The sequence below is a fragment of the Psychrobacter sp. NPDC064578 genome, assembly GCF_044901245.1.
GTDB classification, from domain to species: domain Bacteria; phylum Pseudomonadota; class Gammaproteobacteria; order Pseudomonadales; family Moraxellaceae; genus Psychrobacter; species Psychrobacter cibarius_C.
Map to the genome: position 1 here is coordinate 285,080 of NZ_JBJDPI010000001.1, position 11,742 is coordinate 296,821.

Sequence of the window (11,742 nt, forward strand, 5' to 3'; positions counted from 1 at the left end):
CTTTGATTAATACTTGATTTCAAATGTACTGGTGGTTTGACACTCATCAATTAGCCAAAGCGCGCCAGTAGCCAGTTTTCGATACGCCGTAGCGGTATGCGTAAGTTGGTCGAATGCATCACTACTCCGCCGCTCAGACCCACCAAGCAGCCAATCACGGTATCAAAAAGGCGCGTGCGAATCACTTCTTGATAGGCGGACTCAGAAAGCGGTAGGCCACTGCCGTATTCTGCAATAAATATCGTCAGCGGCGTGATAAATATGACTGCCAAACCATAATGTCGATCCACCAACGTCTCGATACAAAGCATCATCGTCAGTATCGCCAGTGCGACACCCCATATTGACAATCCCCAAGACAACATCCAACTCGCCAAAACTACACCCAATACTGTGCCAAGTAAACGATGTATTTGCTTAATCCACATGGTACGCAAATGAATACCTTGGATAATTAAAAAGCAGCTAACTGCTGCCCAATAGGGGTTGGACAGCTGTAAAGTGACAGCTATGAGCAAGGCTAAACTGACAAAACTGGCGACAATCAAACTTTCAGTAATGGTATCTGGCTCGTAGCTATAAGTAGGCGTCGGCGTCGCTGGGCGCGTCGCCAGTAAAAACAACGAATACAGCAATGCCATCACTAAAGCAAAGCCACTGCCAAGCATCACCAGTCCAGTTGCACGCAAAATATCTTCCAAAGGCAGCGGTATAAATAGCGCAATAGCGCCTGCCATCATCACAAACAGTCCCGCTGGCGGTGGCTGACGATAATAACGTCCAAAAATCACAATACCAAACGCCATGAGCGTAAATATTGGCAGTTTTAAGAGCGGGACTTGCTGAGCAATTAGACCGAGCGCAAAGCACAGCGACATGGCAAAACCCCAAGCCATCACCGTCACCAATCGATACGGCAGCTTGCCCACTAACGGTATGTTCAAAATAACCATCGCCCCCAAAGACGCTTTGATACCTGACGATAAAGCATCAAAATAAGCGCCCACAAACACAGGGAAACTGATGGCAATCGCCGCGATAATCGGCATATGCCACGGTCTCTTACTACGGTTCACTGTCAGCAGATGCACCAGCTCGCCATCAATTAAAGCCTTTATGCGAGCAAATAACGCTGTCAGCCAAGATGCTCGCGTTGCCTCGCGCTTGGATGCGCTCATAATTGGCTTTCCTTATATCGTAAATGCAGTTAAAAAATGTTTTTCTGATACGGTCACATCTATCATAAATAGCTACTTAACCACAGACAACAATAAAAACCGAATCCATCAATACATAAATTAATGTTTTGATTTAAAATATTAATTATGAATATTAGTTATTAGTTATATATTTGTCGCTATAGAAGATTTATACTGACAGTAACGCCGCGACAGCTGTTTTTTATCAAGGATGCCTTAAAGGCAATCAAAATGGATGAGCTGTTTTTGATAAATCTGAATGACGAGCCGTGATATCGTCTATTCTTACCCCAAATGATTAAACACCCTTTTACATGAAACGTGGCTCAAATACCGAGCTAGCCATTTATGATAGCGAATAACTAAAGAGAGCGACTATGTTAACTTACAAAGCACCTTTACGTGATATCAAGTTTTTAATAAATGATGTTTTCGACTTTCAAACTCATTATAAAGATTTGGATAATGGCGAAAATGCCGATCCTGAAACCGTTGATATGATTCTTCAAGGGATGGCAGATTTTGCTGAAAATGTCTTAGCTCCTTTATACCAGCCAGCAGATGCTGAAGGTTGTCATTTTGAAAATGGTGTTGTCACAACCCCTAAAGGCTTTAAAGAAGCTTATGATCAATTTGTAGAAGGCGGCTGGCAAGGTATTTCTTACCCTGAAGAGTACGGCGGTATGAACTTACCGACCTCATTGAACTTAATTAAAGCTGAAATGATCGGCACGGCGAACTGGCCATGGGCAATGTATCCTGGTCTATCAACTGGCTGTATCAATACCATTATGCAATATGGTACCGATGAGCAAAAAGAAACCTACTTGCATAAATTGGTCGAAGGCTCTTGGGCTGGTACCATGTGCTTGACTGAACCACAATGTGGTACGGATCTGGGTCAAGTTAAGTCTAAAGCCATTCCACAAGATGACGGCTCTTATAAGCTTAGCGGTACTAAGATTTTCATCTCAAGTGGTGAGCATGATTTAACGGAAAACATCGTTCATATTGTTTTAGCACGTTTGCCAAATGCACCAGAAGGCACACGCGGTATCTCATTATTTATCGTACCGAAATTTTTACCAACTACTGAGGGTGAAATTGGCGAGCGTAATGGTGTGACTTGTGGATCGATCGAACACAAAATGGGCATTAGCTCATCGGCTACTTGTGTGTTGAACTTTGATGATGCCGTGGGTTACTTAATTGGTGAGCCGAACAAAGGTCTAAAAGCTATGTTCACCTTTATGAACACAGCCCGTATTGGCACTGGCATCCAAGGTTTGGCGCATACTGAATTATCATTCCAAAACGCGCTGCCGTATGCAAAAGATCGCCGTTCTATGCGCACCTTATCAGGCACAAAAGAGCCTGAAAAAGTTGCTGATGCCATCATCAACCATGCTGACGTACGTCGTATGCTATTGACCCAAAAAGCCTTTGCCGAAGGCGGTCGCTCGATGATTTATCATTCTGCGCGCTATGCCGATAAAATGGCACAGGGTATCATCAATGGCGATGATGAAGAGTTTGAAAAATGGGATGATAAATTGGGTTTCTATACACCAATCCTAAAAGGCTTCTTAACTGAGCTAGGCATTGAAGCGGCTAAACACGGTCAGCAAGTCTATGGCGGTCACGGCTATATCAAAGAATGGGGCATGGAGCTAATTGCTCGTGATGCTCGTATCGCTACTATGTATGAAGGTACAACTGGTATTCAAGCATTGGATTTACTCGGTCGTAAAGTGATCTTGCAGTCTAAAGGCAAAATCATCCGTGATTACACCTCAAGCATCATGAAATGGTGTGGCGAGTATGCACTTGACAAAGACATGCGTAAATTCGTTTGGGCGCTCACCAAGCTATGTGCTGAGTGGAACACACTAACCGTGCGCTTGATGCTAATGGCACGTAAAGATCGTGAAATCATCTCTGCTGCATCAGACGATTTCTTGATGTACTCAGGCTATGTCATGATGGGTTATCATTGGGCGCGTATGGCAGCGGTCGCTTATGACAAGCTTGAAACTGGTGGTACTGAATCACCAGAATTCTACAAAGCTAAGATCCAAACGGCTGAATTCTACTTTGATAAGTTGTTACCACGTACCTCGGGGCATGCCGAAGCCATGGTTGCACCAAGTGACAGCATGACAGCAATGAAGATTGAGAACTTTGCTTTTCTAGACTAAGTTTTTTAGACTAAGATAGCATCACAATTAAGCAATAATTAATAAAAAAAGCGCCTAGCATGTAGGCGCTTTTTTATGCTTAACTAAAAGTACAAACGTTCTTATTAAAGCCTATCGATAATAAATATACATCATAGATGACGGTTAACGAGTAATTCATTATAGATAAACGGCCATTTTAGGAGCCAATCATGTTACCCACTGATTATCAAAAAACTTCTTTAGCCTCATCATTTATACGAGTGTTACTACTCAGTACGGCACTGATCAGTTTTAGCGCAACTAGTGCTACGGAGCTGGCTAAAAACCCTGACATTCCTATTAAATTTGCCCAAGGCGCGATCAGTAGTACGGTCACTGGCAAATTAAGCCCCAATGAAGATGAGCGCTGGTATCGCTTTGATGCCACCAGCTGGCAATATGCCGTTATTAATATTGCACCACTTACTGGTACGCCTGAGAAAGCCAATGTCGGCGTATTACATATGCCAAACGGTACGCAAGATGGCAGCAAAGGCGGTATCGTGTATCAAGGCTGCCTACCCACAATCGGAGAATATCGCTTACGTATTGCCCGCAACTTGATGGCGACTGAAGGCAAAACGGCTGGTTATAAGGTTGAGGTAATGATATTACCCACATATGCCAGTAAATCGCTATGTGAATATTTATAACGATTGATAAATCGTCGTTTCGGACGATATCAGCATTTTAGCTACCCAGCATTTTTTTATGATACACCGCGCTAATTTCTTCAACTTCCACACATATCTGCAAGGCTGCTCGCCCTGATTGCTCTGCGCCTATCTCCTGCTCTATCATCGTCACCAGCAGCCCTGCTAGCTGATTACGAATAACCATGTCACGACCAGTCATTAGTTTTAGATGCGCATAAATAAAGCCATACGTCTGCTCATCATCTTCAACGCCTACCAAAAATGTCTCAATGGGTACGATCCGTGCTTTAATATCAGTCGGCGTGCCAAAGTGCCCACTGTCCCATAATGCTTTATTTAACGCTTTAAGAAATGATTCTTCATGAGCAATACTGACATTGGGCGTCATTTGAATGGTTAGATGTGGCATGAATATGTCCTTATAAAATATGAGTGAGGGGATAAAATATTAGACATCGTTTCAGGATTGATTGAACAGCCCGTTAGCGGCAACGATTTTTAGTCATCAATAACTTTTTAGTCATCAATAATGGTACTAAAGCAAGCAGCAAGGGTCTCAGCTAATTGTGCTGGTGGCAGCTCAATTTCTAAACCACGTCGACCACCGCTGACATAAATCGTTGTCTGCTCTGCAGCCGAGCTGTCTATGATAGTCGGCAAGCGCTTCTTTTGTCCCAATGGGCTGACGCCGCCTAGCACATAGCCCGTACTACGCTCTACCTGCTTAGGATCCGCCATTTGCACTTTTTTGCAGGTCAGCAATTTATTCGAAGATAGCGCCTTAGCCATTTTTTTAAAGTTTAACGTTTTATCCACGGGTAAGATAGCAACAGCAAGCGCACCAGTCTCTGTCGACACCACCAAGGTTTTGAACACTTGTGACACATCCACGCCTAGCTTTTCTGCCGCCTCTAAGCCAAAAGAGGCGGCACTACTGTCATGGACATAGTCGTGTAATTGATAGTTCAGAGCGCGTTGTTTGGCAAGATTAATCGCTGGTGTCATAATATTTCAGCTTATATCAATGATATTAAAGGGTAGATTTAAACATAATTACTCTATAGTGACTCTTGGTTGTCGCCGAACTATTATTGCTCTAAATACATTAACTTTCAATTATTTGAGCTTATTAAGAGCGGCTTAACTCACTATATAGTAACCAGACCGTATTAATATTAGCAGTATATACAGACACTATATATCGCTTTGATGGCTTTTATGGCATCATAAGCGCAACATATTTGACTATTTTTGATACTGATTATGATACCGAAGTTCTTAAAAAAACGGATTTTTAAAGCGCCAGTCACAACCGACAGCGCTTCTAATACTGACGTCAATCCAATCGCCCCCAAGCCTTATTCCAATGCGCCGATTAATCAAATTTATCGCAAGCTATCGGGGCAGCTACTCGATGTCGCTGTTAAACCTAAGTTATTGGGTGAATTACCTGAGTTCGATACAGACGATCAAACGCTAAGATTTTATGTGTTGCAAGATTATTCGCGCTCCAATAGTATTTTGATTGACCTGCAGACGCAAGAGCACAATTTACCACCAGCATTAGTTGGGGTACATGATGCCGCCCATAATATCAAAGAAAACGCAGCCATCATATTTTTGAACCATCCAAGCGCCAAAGACAGTCAGCTATCGCCGCGCCTGTCACGTTTGGTGTCTGCTGTTTTGCAATATCCAGAGCTAAAAGTACGTTTGGTGCCCGTCTCTATTTTATGGGGACGCGCCCCAGAAAAAGAGGATTCACTGTTTAAACTGCTGACCGCTGACAACTGGCAAGACCCTAGCATCACCAAGCAGCTCTTTAATATCGGAGTAATGGGACGTGACACCTTTGTACAGTTCCATCCACCTCAAGATCTACGTACCCTTATCAATGATAGCCTTAAAGGTGATGAAGAAGGGTTTTCTATTTTTGATTCGCTAGCCGTGGATTCAAAAGAGAACTCTATAAAAGAAGGTGATGTAAAAGAAAATTCTGCAAAAGACAGCCATTTAGACATCACCAGTAGCGTGGGCGATGCCGACGAAGCACCAAACTATGCTTTGGTAGCGACCGCTGACAGTAATCGTGAACTGGTACGTATGCTACAGCAGCGGCTTACGGTTTATTTAGACAAGCAGCGTGCCAGTATGCTCGGTCCTGATTTATCAGACAGACGCAACTTAGTAGACAAGCTAGTGTATTCACCAGCTATCAAACATGCGATAGAGGCAGAAGCAGTAGAATCTGGTATCAGTGTACGTGAAGCCCGTGTCTTGGCTAAAGGTTATGCCAATGAGATGGTCAATGACTATTCACATTCCATCGTGCGCGGTTTTTATAAGTTTTTAACGTGGTTATGGACGCAACTCTATGATGGCGTAGAAGTCCATCATTTCGAGCGCGTACGTGAGCTTGCGACTGATTATGAGCTGGTTTATGTGCCTTGTCATCGTAGCCATGTCGATTATCTATTGCTATCTTACGTCATCTACAAGCGTGGTCTGAGCATTCCTTATGTTGCTGCTGGTGACAACCTAGATGTACCCGTATTAGGGCCATTATTACGCGGCGCGGTTGCCTTTTATATACGTCGTAGCTTTCGTGGCAATGCACTTTATACTGCCGTCCTCCGCGAATATATGCACACCCTTATTACGCGTAACACACCGATTGAATACTTTATCGAGGGTGGTCGCTCGCGTTCAGGACGTTTATTACCACCGAAGATGGGCATGCTAGCAATGACAGTGCACAGTCAATTACGTCATTCTGAGAAGCCAGTGGTTTTCATTCCGACTTATATCGGTTATGAGCGTATTATGGAAGGTGGCACCTATGTTGGTGAGCTAAAAGGCAAGCCAAAAGAATCTGAATCTTTACTAGGCTTACTCAAAGTTGGTCGTAAAATTGAGCGTATCTTTGGTAATGTACATCTAAGCTTTGGCACACCGCTGCATCTTAGCGACTTTATGACAAAATTCGATGTGCCAGCCAATAGCTTGCCAACGGATCGCACCGATACCCCGCTCGATGATAAAGCCAGCGCGATGGTCGATAACATTGGCGTCAAAATCATGCAGCACATCAATAAGGCGGCGGTTGTGACGCCCGTTTCGTTATTATCATTGGTATTATTGTCAGCGCCTAAAGCTGCTCTAGATGAAACGATATGCCGCGAACAAATTGCCCTCTATCAAGGCCTTGCTCAGCAGCTATCCTACTCAGATGACACCGTCATTACAGATATGAGTCCGCAGCAAATTATTGATTATGGTATTAAGCTGAAACTTATTGAGCGTACGCCGCATATCCTAGGCGATATCATTCAGATCGCCGGTAAACAAGCGGCATTGCTCAGCTATTTCCGTAATAACATCCTTCATGTCTTTATTCTACTGTCTTTTTTAGCCGCCTTAGTAGCGCGTAACGGCCGTATCGAACGTAGTCGTTTGGACAATATTGCTAAGCAACTCTATCCATTTTTACAAAGTGAGCTGTTCTTATATTATCCAGCACATGGCTTGGCTGATACCTTGAACAAAAAAGTCGACAGCCTACTCTCGCATGGTCTGATTGTCGAATTGAGCGATGGCGTACTCAGCGTCCCTGAATCAAACAGCAAATGCTATCAGCAGCTGCAAGTGCTAGCGACGCCTGTCGGACAGAGCCTTGAGCGTTACTTTATGACACTTGCCCTACTCGCCCAGCAAGGCTCAGGCAATCTAACCGAAAGCGAAGTCGTTGATCTATGTCATCTGCTGGGTCAGCGCCTATCTGTACTATATGCAGACGATATTCCTGATTTCTTTGACCGCGCCTTATTCACCAGCTTCATCAGTGCCTTGACTCGTCTTGATTACTTGCAAAAAGATGATGAAACCGGCGTATTGACCTTCGATCATCGTATCAATGATATTGCTCGTCATGCTAAGTACGTGCTAACGCCTGATATGATGCAGATTTTGCAGCAAGTCGCCAGCTTAGATGAAGAAGAAATTACTCATGCGATTACTGAGATTAGTAATAAAAAGCATCGTAAATTTGGCCGTAAGCGTTAAGCTGCAACCAGCTATAATATCTAATGAGCTAAACTGAATATATCGAGCAAAAAAAGACCTCTAATTGATTAGAGGTCTTTTTTTATCTTTAAATTTGAAATTTCTAAGTAGCTGTTTTTTTAACAACTACTTTTTAAGTAACTACTTTTTAAATAACAGTCCTAGGTTGAAATCTTTTTATATTTCATACGCTTAGGAGTGGCAGCATCACCCATCGTCTTTTTGCGATACGTTTCAAACTCAGAATAGTTACCATCGAACCAAACTGGGCCTTCATCTTCGAACGCCAAGATATGAGTCGCGATACGGTCAAGGAACCAGCGATCATGCGAGACGACCATGACCGTACCTGGGAAGACCTGAATCGCATCTTCTAGCGCACGTAAGGTCTCAATATCCAAATCGTTTGAAGGTTCATCAAGGAGCAATACGTTCGCGCCCTGCTTCAATGTCTTAGCAAGCTGCAAGCGGTTACGCTCACCGCCAGACAATTGACCGACGTGCTTTTGCTGATCTGAGCCTTTGAAGTTAAAGCGACCGATATAAGCACGACTTGGCGTGGTGTAATCGCCAACCGTAATAATATCAAGACCGTCAGACACTTCTTCCCAAACGGTTTTGCTGTCATCTAAGTTGTCACGTACCTGACCAACATAGGCAACTTTAACACTTTCGCCCAAATCGACTGAACCCGTATCTGGCGTATCACGTTCGGTAATCATATTAAATAGCGTGGTTTTACCCGCACCATTTGGTCCGATGATACCAACGATCGCACCAGCTGGCACGTTAAAGCTTAGGTTTTCATAAAGCAGACGATCACCAAATGATTTGGAGATGTTATTCACTTCAATGACTTTATTACCTAAACGTGGACCGGGCGGAATATAAATCTCAGCTGTCTCATTGCGCTGTTGGAACTCTGTTGAGTTCAACTCTTCAAAGCGCTGTACACGAGATTTAGACTTGGCTTGTTGACCTTTTTGGTTTTTGCGAATCCAATCCAGCTCTTTTTTCAGTGCTTTAGCAAATGATTCTTCTTGCTTATTCTGCTGCTCTAAACGCGTGTTCTTTTGCTCGAGCCACTCAGTATAGTTGCCTTCATACGGATAACCATGGCCACGATCTAGCTCCAAAATCCACTGAGCGACGTTGTCTAGGAAATATCTATCATGGGTAATGGCAACGATTGTACCGCTGTAGTTCTGCAAGAACTGCTCTAGCCATGCAACAGATTCGGCATCCAAATGGTTGGTTGGTTCGTCAAGTAACAGCATATCAGGACGAGACAATAGCAAACGACATAGTGCCACACGGCGTTTTTCACCACCAGACAGCTTACTAACATCCGCATCCCAAGGTGGCAGACGTAAGGCATCAGCCGCTTTTTCGAGCTGGGTATTTAAGTTATGGGCATCCCACGCTTGGATGATGTCTTCCATCTTGCCTTGTTCTTCAGCAAGCTTATCAAAGTCAGCATCAGGCTCAGCGTATTCTGCATAGATAGCATCTAAACGTGCGAGCGCATCTAATGCTTCACGCATACCGTCTTCGACATTACCACGCACGTCTTTGCTGTCGTCAAGCTGTGGTTCCTGCGGCAAATAACCAATTTTGGTGCCAGTTTGCGCGCGTGCTTCACCACTAAATTCAGTATCCACGCCCGCCATAATGCGTAGCAAGGTTGATTTACCTGAACCATTGATACCCAAGACACCAATTTTGGCACCTGGGAAAAATGATAAGTTAATATTTTTTAAAATTTCACGCTTAGGCGGAACAAGTTTTGACACGTTGTTCATCGTGTAAATATATTGAGCCATTAACACTCCGATAGACTGCATAAAAGAGGCAAGCGAATCATACTTAGCAATGATGCCAAGCGTGCTGCACCTCAAAATCAGGGTTACAAATTATAAGCCATTATCGCATTGTGGCGCATACCCTGCAAGCCAACAGATTGTTTTAACGATTGTTTTACGGCTTTTGTCACAGAGTGCTCAGCTTTCTAGCTAAAAGCGGTAACGAAACCTACTATCGAACCGTTTCGCTTAACATTCTGACTTATAACTGTTTTATAAAGACCACAAAAAATAGCATCAAAACTTTCGAAAATTTAATCAATAGCCGTTAGCATGTTAGGATAGCTTAACAAATTCAGGCGACCCGACCTAAGTGATATCCGCTAAATTTGAGCACAGGTGAACACAATATTTATGACGTCAATTATTTTGATAATATTAACAAAGGTATTGATAATATGACCAACGGCTATCGCCCTGAAATGATTCAACATGCATTTATCGATTTTATTGGATCGCATTTACAGCCGTTTTGGTCTTTCACTGTCCCAAAGCTGCGCCTTGTTGCGCGATATATCCTTAGCGATGACTTAATAGCGCTCAGATTTGAGACCAATCATGCTTTTCGACGGCAATTAATTGGTGCGCAACGTGGTTGGCAGGGTGGTCAACATCTTAACTTAAGCGTTCTTATTGAAGGTGTGTATCATCAGCGCAGCTATTCATTATTAGGTTTGGCGTACCAACCGCTCTGGTGGCACGACGTTACTACTGGCAACAGTATTAATAGTGGCGCTAGCAAAAAGCAACCACCTTATCTTGCGATTACCATTGCTATTAAGCCGCAAGGCTTGGTTTCGGATTACTTAACCAAACATATGGCACTTGGCAGTGTCATTAACAGTAGTGTCCCTAGTGGCTCTTTCACTTTGGCACAATCATCTATAACGGTACAGACAAAATCAGCTGCCGAAAAATCTGCTTCTTTATTATTTATCGCAGGTGGCAGCGGTATTACGCCCATGTTAGGGCTCATCACGCAAGCACTGGACAACGGACATCAGGTGACGTTGCTATATTACAGTCGCACTGAAATGCTCCCGTTCAAAAACCAATGGCAACAACTGAGCACAGCGTATCCAGCTTTCACCTATCATCTGGTCAATACCGAGAAAGCTGATACTTATTTGGCGGGCAAGCGACATTTGAGCGTAGACAGTTTGTTGGCATTAAACCTACCACTGGCAGATACGCAAATATTTGCATGCGGGTCACAGACTCTGTTGACTGGCTTATATAAAGCAGCGGCAGAGATAACCTTACCGCACAATAAAAACCTGCGCGATAATATCATTGTAGAAAACTTTGGTCATGCGTCGCCTGATTTCAATTTTGATAACAAACAGGCGCTCGATAGCAAAAAACACGCAGCGCAACATACTGTTTATTTACGGGCGAGGCAACGGCAGTTTGATAGTAGCACGACATTATTGAATGCCGCAGAGGACGCAGGAATTCGCTTAGCGCATGGTTGTAGACAAGGTATCTGCCAGTTGTGTCGCTGCAATAAAGTCAGCGGTGTGGTCAAAAATATTCACACAGGAAAAATAAGCAGTGATGGTTATGAATCTATTCAAACTTGCATCAACATTGCCATGACTGATGTGGTGCTAGATATTTAGCAACACGATGATAAAAATAAATACTCATAAATACTCATAAATACTCATAAATACTCATAAATACTCATAAATACTCATAAATACTCATAAATACTCATAAATACTCATAAATACTCATAAAT

At 43.3% G+C, this 11,742-nt stretch carries 8 protein-coding genes; 4 read left to right on the forward strand and 4 right to left on the reverse strand.

What is annotated here, in order from left to right; genetic code table 11:
• Positions 1–50: 50 nt before the first annotated feature.
• Positions 51–1,178 carry an FUSC family protein gene (locus ACI2JM_RS01195; RefSeq protein WP_404641506.1) on the reverse strand — a complete coding sequence of 376 codons (1,128 nt, stop codon included), beginning with the start codon at positions 1,176–1,178 and terminating at the stop codon, positions 51–53.
• A gap of 398 nt (positions 1,179–1,576) precedes the next feature.
• Between ACI2JM_RS01195 and ACI2JM_RS01200 the strand changes: the two genes are divergently transcribed.
• Positions 1,577–3,397 (forward strand): acyl-CoA dehydrogenase C-terminal domain-containing protein, encoded by a 1,821-nt coding sequence (locus tag ACI2JM_RS01200; protein ID WP_201539451.1) that lies wholly within the window; start codon positions 1,577–1,579, stop codon positions 3,395–3,397.
• Positions 3,398–3,588: 191 nt separating this feature from the next.
• Positions 3,589–4,071, forward strand: a complete 483-nt coding sequence (locus ACI2JM_RS01205) for a hypothetical protein (RefSeq protein WP_404641508.1) — start codon at positions 3,589–3,591, stop codon at positions 4,069–4,071.
• A 37-nt stretch (positions 4,072–4,108) separates the two neighbouring features.
• Here ACI2JM_RS01205 and ACI2JM_RS01210 read toward each other — a convergent pair whose 3' ends face one another.
• Both ACI2JM_RS01210 and ybaK read right to left on the reverse strand, forming a co-directional pair.
• Entirely contained in the window at positions 4,109–4,483 is a 375-nt protein-coding gene (locus ACI2JM_RS01210) for a 5-carboxymethyl-2-hydroxymuconate Delta-isomerase (RefSeq protein ID WP_109590693.1), read from the reverse strand.
• A gap of 107 nt (positions 4,484–4,590) precedes the next feature.
• On the reverse strand, positions 4,591–5,079 hold the full coding sequence (gene ybaK / locus ACI2JM_RS01215; RefSeq protein ID WP_404641510.1) for a Cys-tRNA(Pro) deacylase: 489 nt from the start codon (positions 5,077–5,079) through the stop codon (positions 4,591–4,593).
• 258 nt (positions 5,080–5,337) lie between these two features.
• Here ybaK and plsB point away from each other — a divergent pair, with 258 nt between their 5' ends.
• Entirely contained in the window at positions 5,338–8,136 is a 2,799-nt protein-coding gene (gene plsB / locus ACI2JM_RS01220; protein WP_404641512.1) for a glycerol-3-phosphate 1-O-acyltransferase PlsB, read from the forward strand.
• A gap of 161 nt (positions 8,137–8,297) precedes the next feature.
• On the opposite strand, the gene ettA is transcribed toward plsB, so the two are convergent.
• Complete coding sequence (gene ettA, locus ACI2JM_RS01225) at positions 8,298–9,959, reverse strand: energy-dependent translational throttle protein EttA (protein ID WP_045443195.1); 1,662 nt, start codon at positions 9,957–9,959, stop codon at positions 8,298–8,300.
• 437 nt (positions 9,960–10,396) lie between these two features.
• Between ettA and ACI2JM_RS01230 the strand changes: the two genes are divergently transcribed.
• A complete protein-coding gene (locus tag ACI2JM_RS01230; protein ID WP_404641514.1) occupies positions 10,397–11,620 on the forward strand; it encodes a flavin reductase family protein in 1,224 nt (407 codons plus the stop codon).
• Positions 11,621–11,742 lie beyond the last annotated feature (122 nt).

Bases quoted from the DNA above. Each gene is read 5' to 3' on its own strand.
- ACI2JM_RS01230 (WP_404641514.1), top strand. From the start codon at position 10,397: ATGACCAACGGCTATCGCCCTGAAATGATTCAACATGCATTTATCGAT.
- plsB (WP_404641512.1), top strand. From the start codon at position 5,338: ATGATACCGAAGTTCTTAAAAAAACGGATTTTTAAAGCGCCAGTCACA.
- ybaK (WP_404641510.1), bottom strand. From the start codon at position 5,079: ATGACACCAGCGATTAATCTTGCCAAACAACGCGCTCTGAACTATCAA.
- ACI2JM_RS01205 (WP_404641508.1), top strand. From the start codon at position 3,589: ATGTTACCCACTGATTATCAAAAAACTTCTTTAGCCTCATCATTTATA.
- ACI2JM_RS01195 (WP_404641506.1), bottom strand. From the start codon at position 1,178: ATGAGCGCATCCAAGCGCGAGGCAACGCGAGCATCTTGGCTGACAGCG.
- ACI2JM_RS01200 (WP_201539451.1), top strand. From the start codon at position 1,577: ATGTTAACTTACAAAGCACCTTTACGTGATATCAAGTTTTTAATAAAT.
- ettA (WP_045443195.1), bottom strand. From the start codon at position 9,959: ATGGCTCAATATATTTACACGATGAACAACGTGTCAAAACTTGTTCCG.
- ACI2JM_RS01210 (WP_109590693.1), bottom strand. From the start codon at position 4,483: ATGCCACATCTAACCATTCAAATGACGCCCAATGTCAGTATTGCTCAT.